Origin of the sequence: Georgenia muralis, assembly GCF_003814705.1 — a bacterium.
Classification (GTDB): domain Bacteria; phylum Actinomycetota; class Actinomycetes; order Actinomycetales; family Actinomycetaceae; genus Georgenia; species Georgenia muralis.
Genome location: NZ_RKRA01000001.1, coordinates 1,859,420 through 1,873,266 on the forward strand (window position 1 = coordinate 1,859,420; position 13,847 = coordinate 1,873,266).

14 protein-coding genes are annotated in these 13,847 nt (G+C 74.5%); 1 reads left to right on the forward strand and 13 read right to left on the reverse strand.

Features of this window, described 5'->3' with window-relative positions; translation table 11 throughout:
* Window positions 1-52: 52 nt before the first annotated feature.
* The gene (locus EDD32_RS08260) at window positions 53-1,348 is read right to left on the reverse strand and encodes a sugar ABC transporter substrate-binding protein (RefSeq protein ID WP_123916550.1); all 1,296 of its coding nucleotides are present in this window, start codon (window positions 1,346-1,348) and stop codon (window positions 53-55) included.
* A 133-nt stretch (window positions 1,349-1,481) separates the two neighbouring features.
* On the opposite strand from EDD32_RS08260, the gene EDD32_RS08265 reads away from it, so the two are divergent.
* Window positions 1,482-2,549: a LacI family DNA-binding transcriptional regulator gene (locus tag EDD32_RS08265; protein WP_123916552.1), complete on the forward strand. Its 1,068-nt coding sequence runs from the start codon at window positions 1,482-1,484 to the stop codon at window positions 2,547-2,549.
* A gap of 6 nt (window positions 2,550-2,555) precedes the next feature.
* On the opposite strand, the gene EDD32_RS08270 is transcribed toward EDD32_RS08265, so the two are convergent.
* From EDD32_RS08270 to EDD32_RS08325, 12 genes are read right to left on the reverse strand one after another with little or no spacing between them, the layout of a single operon-like run.
* Window positions 2,556-3,686 (reverse strand): alpha/beta fold hydrolase, encoded by a 1,131-nt coding sequence (locus EDD32_RS08270; RefSeq protein ID WP_123916554.1) that lies wholly within the window; start codon window positions 3,684-3,686, stop codon window positions 2,556-2,558.
* Between the two features lie 6 nt (window positions 3,687-3,692).
* Window positions 3,693-4,901: an acetyl-CoA C-acetyltransferase gene (locus tag EDD32_RS08275; RefSeq protein WP_123916565.1), complete on the reverse strand. Its 1,209-nt coding sequence runs from the start codon at window positions 4,899-4,901 to the stop codon at window positions 3,693-3,695.
* Window positions 4,898-5,551, reverse strand: a complete 654-nt coding sequence (locus EDD32_RS08280) for a 3-oxoacid CoA-transferase subunit B (RefSeq protein ID WP_211338773.1) — start codon at window positions 5,549-5,551, stop codon at window positions 4,898-4,900. The genes EDD32_RS08275 and EDD32_RS08280 overlap by 4 nt, the downstream gene beginning before the upstream one ends.
* Entirely contained in the window at window positions 5,551-6,357 is an 807-nt protein-coding gene (locus tag EDD32_RS08285) for a CoA transferase subunit A (protein ID WP_123916567.1), read from the reverse strand. The genes EDD32_RS08280 and EDD32_RS08285 overlap by 1 nt, the downstream gene beginning before the upstream one ends.
* The gene (locus EDD32_RS08290; RefSeq protein ID WP_123916569.1) at window positions 6,354-7,316 is read right to left on the reverse strand and encodes an alpha/beta hydrolase; all 963 of its coding nucleotides are present in this window, start codon (window positions 7,314-7,316) and stop codon (window positions 6,354-6,356) included. The genes EDD32_RS08285 and EDD32_RS08290 overlap by 4 nt, the downstream gene beginning before the upstream one ends.
* A complete protein-coding gene (locus EDD32_RS08295) occupies window positions 7,313-8,065 on the reverse strand; it encodes an SDR family NAD(P)-dependent oxidoreductase (RefSeq protein ID WP_123916571.1) in 753 nt (250 codons plus the stop codon). The genes EDD32_RS08290 and EDD32_RS08295 overlap by 4 nt, the downstream gene beginning before the upstream one ends.
* Window positions 8,062-8,757 (reverse strand): TetR/AcrR family transcriptional regulator, encoded by a 696-nt coding sequence (locus tag EDD32_RS08300; protein WP_123916573.1) that lies wholly within the window; start codon window positions 8,755-8,757, stop codon window positions 8,062-8,064. Before EDD32_RS08300 ends, EDD32_RS08295 begins: the two co-directional genes overlap by 4 nt.
* Entirely contained in the window at window positions 8,754-10,274 is a 1,521-nt protein-coding gene (locus tag EDD32_RS08305; RefSeq protein ID WP_123916575.1) for an AMP-binding protein, read from the reverse strand. The genes EDD32_RS08300 and EDD32_RS08305 overlap by 4 nt, the downstream gene beginning before the upstream one ends.
* Window positions 10,271-11,440, reverse strand: coding sequence for a branched-chain amino acid ABC transporter permease (locus EDD32_RS08310; RefSeq protein ID WP_123916577.1), 1,170 nt, complete (start codon window positions 11,438-11,440; stop codon window positions 10,271-10,273). Before EDD32_RS08310 ends, EDD32_RS08305 begins: the two co-directional genes overlap by 4 nt.
* Complete coding sequence (locus EDD32_RS08315; RefSeq protein WP_123916579.1) at window positions 11,437-12,309, reverse strand: branched-chain amino acid ABC transporter permease; 873 nt, start codon at window positions 12,307-12,309, stop codon at window positions 11,437-11,439. Before EDD32_RS08315 ends, EDD32_RS08310 begins: the two co-directional genes overlap by 4 nt.
* Window positions 12,306-13,046: an ABC transporter ATP-binding protein gene (locus tag EDD32_RS08320; RefSeq protein WP_123916581.1), complete on the reverse strand. Its 741-nt coding sequence runs from the start codon at window positions 13,044-13,046 to the stop codon at window positions 12,306-12,308. The genes EDD32_RS08315 and EDD32_RS08320 overlap by 4 nt, the downstream gene beginning before the upstream one ends.
* The gene (locus EDD32_RS08325) at window positions 13,043-13,801 is read right to left on the reverse strand and encodes an ABC transporter ATP-binding protein (RefSeq protein ID WP_123916583.1); all 759 of its coding nucleotides are present in this window, start codon (window positions 13,799-13,801) and stop codon (window positions 13,043-13,045) included. Before EDD32_RS08325 ends, EDD32_RS08320 begins: the two co-directional genes overlap by 4 nt.
* Between the last annotated feature and the right edge of the window lie 46 nt (window positions 13,802-13,847).

Sequence of the window (13,847 nt, forward strand, 5' to 3'; positions counted from 1 at the left end):
TGGCGCCCGGGTGACCGCGGGCACCCGGCGGTGCCCGCGGTCGGGCCGGTTGTCAGCCGATGAGGCCCTGGATCTGGGCGATGACGTCGGCGGCGGCGTCCTCGGGGCTGCGCTGACCGCCCAGGGCCGCGCTCCAGGCCTGGCCCATGGCCGTCTGCAGGTCGGCCACGTTCTCGGGCGGGACCACCGGGTCGGGGTAGTTCGCGCCGTTCTCCGCCAGCGTGGTGGCGAAGGGCTCCAGGAGGGCGTTGTCGGTCACGGCCGGCTCCTGCGAGGCGTCGAGCCGCGAGGGGATCGAGCCGACGTTCTCGACGGCGAGCAGCTGGCCGTCGGTGTCGAAGTACGTCTCGGTGAGGTACTCCCAGGCGAGGTCGGGGTCGTCGCTGAAGGCACCGATGCTCTGGCCCTCGCCGCCGAGGTAGACCTTGCCGGTCTCGCCCACGGGGAGCGGGACGACGCCGTACTCGAAGCCGGCGTCCGCCTCGGCGGTGCCCATCTGCCAGTTGCCGTTGGCGGCGAAGGCGACGTCACCGGCGGTGAACTCCTGGAAGGGGACGGTCTGGTCCCAGGTGGTGGCCTCCTGGGAGAGGTAGCCGTCCTCCACCCAGCCGCGGACCATGGCGAAGCCGTCGGTGAGCGCCTGCTCGTCGAGGTCGGAGTAGTCGAAGCCCTGGCTGGTCAGCCACGGGTAGGCCTGCCACTCGCCCTGGGACTGGGGCAGGCCCGAGAGGGTGATGCCCTGGTAGCCGGCCTCGGTGGCGGCCGCCATCGCGGCCTCGAGCTCCTCGATGCTCGTCGGCGGCTCGACGCCGATCTCCTCGAGGATCTCGGCGTTGTACCACAGGCCCAGCAGGTTGACGTAGCCCTGGACGGCGTAGACGTGGTCGTCCATGCCGTGGATGACCGAGTCGGGGAACTGGTCCGCGTCGGCGAACCCGTCCCACTGCTCCTCCATCGGGGCAAGGGCACCGGCGAGGGCGAGGGTGCTCCACTCGGCGCCGTTGAAGACCACGATGTCCGGCCCGGTCTCCTGCCCGGCGGCGGAGATGACCTTGGAGTTCATCTGGTCGTAGGGGACGTAGACGTTCTCGACGGTGACCCCCTCGTGGGTCTCCTCGAACTTCGCCGCGTAGTCGTCCATGAGCTTGACCTGGTTGTCGGCGCTGAAGTAGTGCCACACCGTGACGGTGCCGTCGCCGCCCGCGCCGTCGGCGGTGGCGCCGCCGTCCGCCGTGGCGCCGGGCTCGGTGTCGCCGCCGCCGCAGGCGGCGAGGACGAGGGCTGTGGCCGCGGCCGCGCCGATGACGGCGACGTGCCGGGTGCTGCGGTTCTGAGCGGAGTTCCTCACGACATCTCCTTCTGACCCGCTTCCTCGCGGGTGTCGTCCCGGACGATCTGGCACGGTTCCGAAACTGATCGAAACCGCTTTCTGTACCGTAGGTGTGTGAGGTGGCACACGTCAACCACGTTGTCGATCTGTTATGTTTCGGCCAGGATCCGGTCTGGGGAGGCGCACGGTGAGCACCGTTGAGAACGCGCGGGCGAAAGCGGTGACGCTGCGCGACGTCGCGCGGGCCGCGGGCGTCTCGCTCTCCACCGCGTCCAAGGCCCTCAACGGCCGGGCGGACGTCCGCCCCGAGACCCGCCGGCGGGTGGCCGAGACCGCCGAGCGCCTCGCCTTCCGGCCCAACGCCGCCGCGCAGCTCCTCCCCACCGGCCGTACCGGGACGGTCGGACTCATCACGAGCGACCTCGAGGGCCGCTTCTCCATCCCGATCCTCATGGGGGCCGAGGACGCCGCGGGCGCGGGGAAGATGTCGGTCTTCCTGTGCGACGCGCGGGACGACACGATCCGTGAGCGCTACCACCTCGAGGCCCTGCTCAGCCGCCGGGTGGACGGCATCATCGTCGTCGGCAGCCGCACCGACCCGAGACCGTCGCTGGGGCACGACCTCCCCGTCCCCGTGGTCTACGTCTACGCGCCGTCGGACTCCCCCGAGGACCTCTCCCTCGTCCCGGACAACGTCGGGGCGGGCCGGCTGGCCGTCGAGCACCTGCTGGCGACGGGACGGCGCCGGATCGTCCACATCGCCGGCGACCCCACGTACGCCGCCGCCCGCGACCGCGTGGAGGGCGTGACCGCGGCTCTTGCCGAGCACGGCCTCGACCTCGTCGGTGGTCGTCCGCCCGCCTACGGGGCCTGGTCCGAGGCGTGGGGACGGACCGCGGCACGGGCCCTGCTCGAGGCGGAGCCGGACGTCGACGGCGTCGTCTGCGGCAGCGACCAGATCGCCCGCGGGGTGCTGGACGCGCTCAAGGACCTCGGCCGGCGCGTCCCGCAGGACGTGGCGGTCGTCAGCTTCGACAACTGGGAGATCCTCGCGACGGGGTCGGTCCCGCAGCTGACGAGCGTCGACATGAACTTCGAGTCGCTCGGCCGGATGGCCGCCCGGCGGCTGTTCGCCGCGGTCGACGGCACCCGTGAGCGCGGCACCCTGACCCAGCCGTGCCGCCTGGTCGTCCGGGGCTCGACCGTCGTGGGTGCCTGAGCCGGCTCAGGCGAGGGCGCGCGCGAGGATCTCGGCGAACCGGTTCGGGTCCTCCAGGTGGGGGCTGTGCCCGACGCCGGGCAGGACGATCTCCTCGTAGGCGCCGCCGGCCGCTGCGTACCGGTCCAGGACGGCGCGTGTCTGGGTGACCATCGGCTGGGCGGGGTAGGCCTCCTCGCCGGGCCATCCGGGGACGGCCCCCATCGCGCCGAGGTGACCGATGTCGAGCAGCGAGGTGTCGGAGACGATCGCGTCGGCGTCGCCGCGCACCCACGTCACCGGGCCGACGCCCACGGCGCCGGCGAAGGCGCTGACGTCGAAGTACCGCGGTGACAGGGCGTTGTTCATGCCGGTGGTCCCCGGTGCCGTGCCGGGCCAGTTCGCGCTGGGTACCGCCGGGCCGGGGTAGTGGTGCTCGCCGGTGCGCGTGGACAGGACCGAGTCCAGGAGGAGGTCCTCGTCCTCGAGCGCCGTGCCCGGCACGACGTAGAGCGACCGGAACACCGACAGCGGCGACGAGGCACGAGCGGCGCCGCGCTCTCCCGCGGCGAGCGCGGCCACGAACTCGGGGTTGGCGGTCCCGCCGCCCGACCCGGCGAAGTCGGGCCAGCACGGGCGGCCCTCCGGCCCGGCGGTGCCGCCGAAGCCGTACGGCGACATCGGCGCCTCGAGCAGGACCGGCCCGACGAGGTCCGGCCGGTCGATCGCCAGCTGCATGACCGCGCCGGCGCCGGCGGAGTGTGCGACGAACGCCGCCCGGGTGATCCCCAGCGTGTCGAGGAGGGCGGCGAGGTCGTCGGAGAAGTCCCGCATGCCCCGGGTGGCGTCCACCGGCAGCGGCTCGGAGTCGCCGAAGCCGCGCAGGTCGGGCGCCAGCCCGCGCCAGCCGTCGGGGAGCCGGCCGAGCAGGTGGTGGAAGAACGCGGAGGAGGAGCAGTTGCCGTGCACGAGCACGACCGTCCCCAGGTGACCCACCTCAGCGGGGTCCGCCGGCCCCGCGCCGCCCGTCCGAGCCGGGTCCGCCGGCCCCGCGCCGCCCGTCCGAGCCGGGTCCGCCGGCCCCGCGCCGCCAGGCGCGGACTGGCGCACGTGGACCCGCCCACGGGCCGTGGTGACGTCGCGCTCGATGATCTCCATGGTGGCTCAGCTCTCCAGGAGCAGGGCCTCGCCCTGGCCGCCGCCGCCGCACAGCGCGACACCGGCGCGGGCGTGGCCGCTGCGGTGGACCTGGTGGACGGCGTGGACGAGCAGGCGGGCGCCGGAGGCACCGATGGGGTGCCCCAGCGAGATCCCGCCGCCGTGGGGGTTGACGCGCGCCGGGTCGGCGCCGAGCTCGCGCGTGGAGTGCACGACGACGGCCGCGAACGCCTCGTTGATCTCCACGAGGTCGAGGTCCGCGACCGTCCAGCCCTGCCGCTCGAGCGCGCGGTCCAGGGCGCGGGCGGGCTGGGCGTGCAGGGAGGTGTCGGGGCCGGCGACCTGCCCGGCGGCGCGCAGGGTCGCCAGCACGGTCCAGCCCTGCTCCCGGGCGCGGCCCCGGGTGGTCAGGACCAGCGCGGCGGCGCCGTCGGAGATCTGCGACGCGTTCCCGGCCGTGATCGACCCGGTGGGACTGAACGCCGGGCGGAGCCGGGCCAGGGTCTCGGTGGTGGTGTCGGGCCGGATGCCCTCGTCCCGCTCGACCACGGTCTCGCCCTTGCGGCCGGTCACCGTGACGGGGACGACCTCGTCGTCGAAGACGCCCTCGTCCCACGCCCGGGCCGCCCGCTGGTGGGAGGCGGCCGCGACGGCGTCCTGGTCCTCCCGCGTGACGGGGTAGGTGGAGGCGTTCCGGGCGTCGGTGGCCAGGCCCATCGAGCACGACTCGAACGCGTCGGTGAGGCCGTCGTGGGCCAGGTGGTCCACCGCGGTGACGTCGCCGTAGGTCCAGCCCGAGCGGGAGCCCAGGAGCAGGTGCGGGGCGCGGCTCATGGACTCCATGCCCCCGGCCACGACGACGCCGGCCTCGCCCGAGCGGATGAGCCGGGCGGCGTCGATGACGGCCGTGAGGCCCGACAGGCAGACCTTGTTGACCGTGGTCGTGTGCGCCGACCAGGGCACGCCCGCCCCGATCGCGGCCTGGCGGGCGGGGTTCTGCCCGACCCCCGCCTGGAGGACCTGGCCCAGGATGACGGCATCGACCGCCTCGGGTGGGACGCCGCCCCGGGCGAGGGCCCCGGCGACGGCGACCGAGCCGAGCCCGGTCGCCGCCACCTGGGCCAGGGCGCCGTTCAGGCGTCCCTGCGGGGTGCGGGCGGCCCCGACGACGACGACGTCGAGGTCGCTGGCGGGTGACGTCGCGGCGGTGCTCATGCGAGGACCTCCAGGGTGTCCGGGACGGTGAGAGGGGCATCGGTGCGGGCGGCCACGTCGTCGGCGCTGACGCCGGGCGCGACCTCGACGAGGACGAGGCCGGTGGGGGAGACGTCGATGACGGCGAGGTCGGTGATGATGCGGTCGACCACACCCCGGCCGGTCAGCGGCAGGGTGCAGCGCCGGACGATCTTCGCGTCGCCGTTCCTCGCGTTGTGCTCCATGAGCACGATGACCCTCCCCGCGCCGTGGACGAGGTCCATCGCCCCGCCCGGGCCCTTGACCATCTTCCCCGGGATCATCCAGTTCGCCAGGTCCCCACCGGCGGAGACCTGCATCCCGCCGAGGATCGCGACGTCGATCTTGCCGCCGCGGATCATCCCGAAGGACGTGGCCGAGTCGAAGAACGCCGCCCCGGGCAGGGTCGTCACGGTCTCCTTGCCCGCGTTGATGAGGTCAGGGTCCACGTCAGCCTCGAGCGGGTACGGTCCCACGCCGAGGATGCCGTTCTCCGACTGCAGCACGACCTGACGCCCGGGGGGGACGTAGTTGGGCACCAGGGTGGGCAGCCCGATGCCGAGGTTGACGTAGGCCCCGTCGGTCAGCTCCGCCGCCGCCCGGGCGGCCATCTCCTGCCTCGTCAGCGCCATCAGCTCGCCCCTCCCTCGCGCACGGTGCGCTTCTCGATCCGCTTCTCGGTCCCGGGGCCGACCTCGACCACCCGGTGGACGTAGATCCCGGGCAGGTGCACGCGGTCGGGGTCGAGGTCGCCGGGCTCGACGAGCTGCTCCACCTGGGCGACGCACACCCGGGCCGCCGTCGCCGCCAGCGGGTTGAAGTTCCGGGCCGCCTTGTTGAACACGAGGTTGCCGTGCCGGTCCCCGACGGCGGCGTGGACGAGGGCGAAGTCGGTGGTGATCGCCTCCTCGAGCACGTAGTCGCGCGCCGCGCCGCCGACGGTGAAGGTCCGCACCTCCTTGGCCTCGGACGCCACCGCCACCGCCCCGGCGCCGTCGTAGCGGCGGGGCAGCCCGCCCTCGGCCACCTGGGTGCCCACCCCGGTGGGGGTGAAGAAGGCCGCGATGCCGGCCCCGCCGGCGCGGAGCCGCTCGGCGAGCGTGCCCTGCGGGACGAGCTCGACCTCGAGCTCGCCGGAGAGGAACTGGCGCTCGAACTCCTTGTTCTCGCCCACGTAGGACGCGGTCATGCGGGCCAGCCGGCCGGCCCGCAGCAGCACGCCCAGGCCCCAGTCGTCCACGCCGCAGTTGTTCGAGACCACCCGCAGGCCGGCCGCGCCCTGGGCGAGCAGGGCCTCGATGAGCGCCACCGGGTTGCCCGAGAGCCCGAACCCGCCGACCGCCAGCGAGGCGCCGTCGCCGATGTCGGCCACCGCCTCCGCGGCCGAGGCCACCACCTTGTCCAGGCCGCGCGGGGGCGCGGGGGTCGTCCTGCTCATCGTCGAGCTCCTTCCAGCTGGTGGGAGACGTGCTGCGCCACGGCGCCGGCCCCGGCCGTGCCCATGATGATCGTGTAGTGGTTGACCCCGGGCACCTCGGCGGTGCGCAGCGACGGCAGCCGGGCCGCCCACCGCTCGACGTGACCGGCGTCGTACAGCGGGTCGCCGTCGAGGAGGCCCCGGGGGGCGCGCAGGAACAGGGCCGGGGCGGTCAGCGCGTCCAGGGCCGGCAGGAGCGAGGCCCCGGTGACCAGCTCACGCTGGTCACCCGTGACCGCCTCGAGGCGCGACGTCGGTCGCAGCCCGCCGCCGTCGGCCGGCTCGAGGTCGTAGTCGAAGTAGCGCCGGAGGTCGTCGGCGCTCGCGCGGGCACCGGCGCCGTCGGCTGCGTCGGTCGCACCGGCTGCGTCGAGCCGGTCGGGGACCGATGGCCCGTCGAACGCGCCGGCGAACGCCGGGTGGGCGCGCCAGAAGTCGTGGTAGGCGCGCTCGTCCTGGAAGGTCATGGCCAGCCGGGCCGCCGCCGGACCGAGGACCGCACGCATGAGCGTGTCGGGGTCGGCGCCGGCGGGGACCTCCAGCGGCAGGCCGCCGTCGACCAGGACGAGGGAGGTCACCAGCTCGGGACGGCGGTAGGCGAGGACGACGGAGGCGAAGCCGCCCATCGAGTGCCCGACCAGGACGACCGGCCCGGCGCCGAGGTGGTCGACGAGGGCGGCGAGGTCGTCCGCGTGCCGGGCCATCCCGAACGGCCCCGGCAGGTGGTTGCTGCGGCCCCGCCCCCGCAGGTCAGGGGCGACGACGCGCACGCCCGGCAGGACACCCGCCAGCCAGCCCCAGGCCCGGTGGGTGGCGGTGATGCCGTGGACGGCCAGGACCGTGGGGGCGTCGTCGTCGCCCCATACCCCGGCGTGGAGGAGGCCGCCGTCGACGGCGACGTCGAGCTGTCGGTACCTCATCGGGCGTGCCACCCCCCGTCGATGAGGTACGACGCACCGGTGGCCATGGCGGCGTCCGGGCCGACGAGCCACAGCACGAGGGAGGCGACCTCCGCGGGCTCCACGAGGCGCTTGACGGACTGCTCGGTGAGGAGGACGCGCTCGAGCACCTCGTCCTCGCTGATGCCGTGGACGCGGGCCTGGTCGGCGATCTGCTTCTCCACCAGGCCGGTGCGCACGTAGGCGGGGTTGACGCAGTTGCTCGTCACGCCGTGCCGGGCGCCCTCCAGGGCGGTGACCTTGCTCAGGCCCTCCAGGGCGTGCTTGGCGGTGACGTACGCGGACTTGAACGGTGACGCCACGAGCCCGTGCGCCGAGGAGATGTTGACCACCCGGCCCCAGCCGCGTGCGTACATGTGGGGCAGGGCGGCCCGGACGAGGAGGAACGGCGCCTCGACCATGAGCCGCTGGATGCGGCGGAAGTCCGCCGGGGCCAGGTCCTCGATCGGGCTGACCACCTGGATGCCCGCGTTGTTGACCAGGACGTCGGCCTCGAGGCTGAGGTCGTCCAGCGCGGCGGTGTCGTCGAGGTCGACCACCCAGCTCTCGCCGCCCACCTCCTCCGCGACGGCGCGGGCGGCGCCGCCGTCCCGGTCGGCGACGACCACGTGGGCGCCCGCCGCGGCGAGCGCGCGGGCGCAGGCGGCCCCGATGCCGGCGCCGCCGCCGGTGACCAGGGCCCGGCGCCCGGCGAGGGTGGGGGTGCTCATGGGGTTCCTCCGAGGATGGGGGGACGAGGGGTGCGGTGCGGGGCGAGGGCCCGCTCGACGAGGAGCATCGCGGCGTCGAGCACGGCCTCGGGGACGCCGTCCGGGTGCGGTCCGCCCGCGCGGGGCGCGCCGGTACCCCCGGCGGGGCCGGTCCCGTCCGGCCGGGCGCCGTCGCCCCAGAGCACCCAGCGCATGCCGACCATCTCCCCGACCCCCATGAGGGCCCAGGCGGCCACCTCGGGGTCGACGTCGGCGCCGATCTCGCCGCGGCTGCGTGCCGCACGCAGCCCGGCGACGTAGCCGGCGGCGATCCGCTCGTAGTGCAGCCGCAGCACGTGCGGGGCGACGAACTCCGCCTGGCGCATGATCCGGTACAGCGCCGGGTTCTCGGCCGTGAACCGGAAGAACGCGCGGAACCCGGCCCGCTCGGCGGCGAGGCGGTCCCCCGCGGCGGAGGAGGCGGCCAGCATGGCGCGCCGGACCCGGGAGTTGAGGTCCTTGGCGACCTCCTCGAAGACCTCCTGCTTGGAGGAGAAGTAGAGGTAGAACGTGCCCTGGCCCACCCCGGCGGCCTCGGTGATCTTCACGATCGAGGCGTCGTGGTAGCCGTGGCCGGCGAAGACCTCGGTCGCCACCTCGAGGATGCGGGCGCGGGTGCGGGTGCCGCGCTCGGTGCGGGGGACGGCGCTCATCGTCGGGCCTCCCGGAGGGAGCGGCGGCGCACCTTGTGCAGGGGGGTGCGCGGCAGGGCCTCGACGATGCTGAACGTGCGCGGCGCCTTGAACGCGGCGAGGTGCGCGCGGCAGTGCGCGGTGAGGGTCTCGGCGTCGAGGTCGTGCCCGGCGGCGGGCACCACGTAGGCGTGGCCCACCTCGCCCCACCGCCGGTCGGGCACCCCGACGACCGCGACCTCCGCGACGGCCGGGTGCCCGGCCAGGACCGCCTCGACCTCGGCGGGGGAGATGTTCTCCCCGCCCGAGACGTACATGTCCCCGAGCCGGTCGACGACGCTGAGGTAGCCGGCGTCGTCACGGGCGACGAGGTCGCCGGTGTGCAGCCAGCCGTCGCGCAGGACGGCGGCCGTCGCGTCGGGGTCGCGGAAGTACCCGGCGAAGACCGCGGGCCCGCGCACGAGCAGCTCGCCGCGGGCGGGACCGTGGAGGAGCTCGCCGGTCGCCGGGTCGGCGACGGCGACGTCGACGTGGGGGTAGGGCGTCCCCACGGAGCCGGGGTGCCCCGCGGCGTCGGCGGGCTCCAGCGCGAGGACGTTGGGGGAGGCCTCGGTGAGCCCGTAGCCCTGGACCACGGGCACCCCCCGGTCCGTCCACGCCGCGAGGACGTCGGCGGGCATGGCGGCGCCGCCGGTGACGACCCGGGTGAGACCGGTCAGGTCGGTCCCGGCGAACCCCGGGTGCTCGGCCATGAGCCGGTAGGTGGTGGGCACGCCCATCATCGTGGTGACCCCGCGGCCCAGGAGCCCCAGCGCGCGGCCGGCGTCGAACTCGCCCTCGACCACCACCGTGGCGCCGTGCCACCAGGCCAGGAGCGGCTGGACGTTCCAGCCGCCCACGTGGAACTGCGGCAGGACGGCCAGGACGACGTCGTCCTGGGTCAGGGGTGCGACCCCGGCGAGGGAGAGGTTGGTCCAGAAGCAGTTGGCGTGGCTGAGCGGCACGGCCTTGGGTGTGCGGCCGGTGCCGGAGGTGTACACGAGCAGCAATGGGTCGTCGTCGCGGGGCGGGCGCTGCGCGAGGGCCGGTGCGCCGTCGCCCCGGTGGGGCCCGGGGACGTGCTGCTCGACGCCGTCACGGCCCAGCAGCTCGACCGGGGGGACGGTCTCGAGCAGGGCGAGCGCGGCCCGCGCGGCGTCGGCGCGGGGGGCCTCGACCAGGACGAGGGCGGGCCGGGAGTGGAGCAGCTGGTGGGCGAGCTCCTCGGCGCTCAGGCGCCACGAGAGCGGGACCAGGACGAGGCCGGCCTTCGCGCACGCGAAGAAGGCCACCACGTGGTCGGTGGAGGACCGGGTGAGCGTGGCGAGCCGGTCCCCGGTGCGGTACCCGGCCCGGACCAGGCGCGCGGCGAGGGCGGCGGCGCGCTCGTCCAGCTCGGCGTAGGTGGTCTCGTGGCCGTCCGCGACGACGGCGACGGCCTCGGGCCGCCGGCGCGCCCGGTCCGAGGTCCAGCGGCCGAGGGTGTGCAGGTCGCTCACGCGAGCTCCTCGAGCCGGCGCCGCTCGGCGCTCTCGCGCGCGGCGCGGTCCTTCTCGGCGCTCGCCCGGGCGCGGGCCGGCCGGCCGGCGAGGCGCTCCGCCGCTCCGGCGATGCCGCCCGGCATGAACAGCACGACGAGGATGAACAGGGTGCCGAGGATGAACAGCGGCTCGCTGAGCGGGACGTGCAGGACCGGCGGGAGCGACGCGACGACGTCGGAGGAGGCGAACGCGCTGAGGCGCTGGTCGAGCAGGGTGTACACCACCGCGCCGACGATCGCGCCCCACCGTGACCCCACGCCGCCGAGGACCACCATGACCAGGACCGTGATGGTGAAGTCCGCCGAGGTGATGGCCGGCACCGCCTGGGACTGCAGCAGCAGGTAGACCATGCCGACCACCGACGCCAGCGCGGCGGCGATGACGAACGTGAGCAGCCTGATGAGGAACGGCTGCTGCCCGATGACCCGCACGCGCATCTCGTTCTCCCGGGTGGCCTCGACCACGTGCCCGGCGCGCGAGCGCTGCGTCCACGTCACCACGACGTACACGGCCACGAGTGCCGCGAGGGCCACCCAGAACATGTTCCGGGTGTTGACGACCCCGACGAGGGCGTCGGGCACGTTGTCCGTGCGCGGCGCGACCCCCTCCTCCCCGCCGGTCACGCCGCCGGTGTTGCGGCGGACCAGGACGTTGCCGGCCTGGGCGAAGGCGAGGGTCACCATCGCGAACGACACCCCGCTGACCCGCAGCGAGATCGCGCCGACGACGTGGGCGAGGACGACCGTGCCGGCAAGGACGACGGCGGCCGCCGTCAGCAGGGGCAGGTCCGTGCGGGACAGGACGATGCCCAGGCCGTAGGCCCCGGCCGCGAAGTAGAGGGCGTGGCCGAAGCTGAGCATGCCCGCGACGCCGTAGAGCAGGTGGTAGCTGAGCGCGAGGGCCGCGAAGATCAGCGACAGCGTCATGAGGTGGAGGCTGCCCGGGGTGTACGTCGGGCCGGGCAGCACCCCGGGCAGGGAGATGTTCAGCAGCGGCAGGACGGCCACGGCGGTGACCGCCGCGACGCCCACCGCCCACGCAGGGACGCGGCGTCGGGTGCGTGCGGCGGGTGCCGGCGCCGGCTCCGCCGTGCGGGCCGGGGCCTGCCGGGTGGGGACGCTCATGCCTTGGCTCCCATCAGCCCGCTCGGGCGCACGAGGAGGACGACGGCGAGGGCGAGGACCGCGATGAGGTCGCCCACCCCGAGGTAGTAGTTGGCGAACTGCTGCGGGACCGCCACGAGGAGGGCGGCGACGGCCGCGCCGCCGAGGGAGCCGAGGCCGCCGATGACGGTGACGATGAACGCGAAGATCAGCAGCGTCGCGCCGAGGTGCGCCGAGACGTAGCCGTAGTACTGGGAGGCGAGGACCCCGCCGAGGCCGGCGGCCGCGCCGCCGATGGAGAAGACGAGGGTGAACGACCTCCGCACGTCGATGCCCAGCGCGGTGACCATCGCCCGGTTCTCCACGCCGGCCCGGATGACCAGGCCGTAGCGCGTGTGCCTGAGGAAGAGCAGGAGGCCGGCGAGGACGGCGACCGCGACCGCGATGGCGAGGAAGCGGTCGTTGGGGATCCGCGCACCGAGGAGCTCCGTGGTGCCGGCGAGCCAGCCCGGCCCGCTGATGAAGATCGCGTCGGTGCCCCACACCCCCTCGAAGAGGGCGACCGTGACCAGCCCGAGGCCGACCGTGACGAGCACCTGCTCGATGTGCCGGTTGTACAGGGGCCGGATGAGGAGCAGCTCGGTCAGCGCCGCGACCGCGGCGCCGGCCAGGGTCCCGACGACCATCGCCAGGAGGAAGCCGGTCCAGGTGTCGGGCCCGAGCCGCCGGGCGACCTCCCAGCCGGCGAAGGCGCCGAGCGTGAGGAAGGAGCCGTGGGCGAAGTTGAGGACGCCCATGAGGCCGTAGATGAGGCTGAGCCCGGACGCGACGAGGAAGTACAGCGCGCCGAGGCCGATCCCGGTGACCAGCAGCAGGACGACGGTGCTCATCGGGTGCTCCGCTCGGCGGTGGTGGGGGTGGTGGGTGCGTGCTCGGCGTGGACGCCGAGCAGGCGCAGGACGGCCCCCGCGTCGGCGAGCAGCTCGGCGGCCGGACCGGTGTGGACGACCCGTCCGGAGTCCACGACGACGACGTCGGCGGCGAGCCGCTCGATCACCGGCAGGTTCTGCTCCACGAGGAGGACCGGGACCGTGCGGGCGGCCTCCTCGAGCGCTTCCGTGACCTCGGTGACGATCTTCGGCGCGAGGCCCTTGGTGGGCTCGTCGACGAGGAGGAGCCGGTTGTCGTTGAGCAGGGCCCGAGCCAGGGAGAGCATCTGCTGCTGCCCGCCCGAGAGCGTCCCGGCCCGCTGGCCCGCCCGCCGCACGAGGTCGGGGAAGAGCCGCTCCACGAGGTCCCGGCGCGGCTTGGCGTCGCGCTCGGCCAGCCGGAGGTTCTCGGCGACCGTGAGGGTGCCGAAGACCTCCCGGTCCTCCGGGACGTAGCCGATGCCGCGCCGGACGATCCGGTGGGTGTCCTCCCGGTCGATCCGGACGCCGTCGAGCACCACGGTCCCGGTCCGGCTGATGAGGCCCATGACCGCCTTCATCGTGGAGGTCTTGCCGACCCCGTTGCGCCCGAGGACGGCGGTGACGCCGGTCGCCGGGACGGAGAACGTGATGTCCTCGATGACCTGCTGGCCGCCGATCGAGGCGGAGAGGTGCTCGACCTCGAGGATCGCGGTCATACGGGTGCTCCGAGGTAGGCGCTCTGGACGAGCGGGTCGGCCATGATCCTGTCCGGCTCGTCCAGGGCGAGGATCGTGCCCTGGTGCAGCACGGCCACACGCTCGACGAGGCCCATGACGACGTCGATGTGGTGCTCGACCATGAGGACGGTGCTGTGGTGGTCCCGGTGCATCCGTCGGATGACCTCGCTCAGCCCGGGGACGTCCGCGCGCGCGACGCCGGCCATCGGCTCGTCGAGGAGGATCACGCCCGGCTGCATGGCGAGCAGGACGGCGATCTCGAGCTTGCGCTTGTCGCCGTGGGACAGTCCGCCGGCGAGCACGTCGGCGAGGCCGGCCAGGCCCACCTCGTCGAGGTGCTCCATCGCCACGGTGGAGGCGCGGTCGGAGCGGCGGGGGAAGCGCAGCACCGAGAGGTTGCCGCCGAGGCGCCGCTGGGCGGCCAGGCGCACGTTCTCGAGCACGCTCAGGCCGGGGAACAGGTTGGAGGTCTGGAACGTCCGCCCCAGCCCCGCGAGGGCCCGCCGGTGCACCGGCTGGTGCGTGATGTCACGCCCGTCGAGCAGCACCCGGCCGGTGGTGGGGGCGTGGATGCCCGAGATCATGTTGAACAGCGTGGTCTTGCCGGCGCCGTTGGGGCCGATGACGCCGATCATCTCGCCGGGTGCGACCTCGAGGTCGACGTCGTGGAGGATCGGGGCGCCGCCGACGACGAAGCCGAGCGACTCGACGGTGAGCGCTGCCGAGCTGGGCATGGGGAACCTCTTCCGCGGTGCTGCGTGGCTGTGAGGTGGGCGGGTG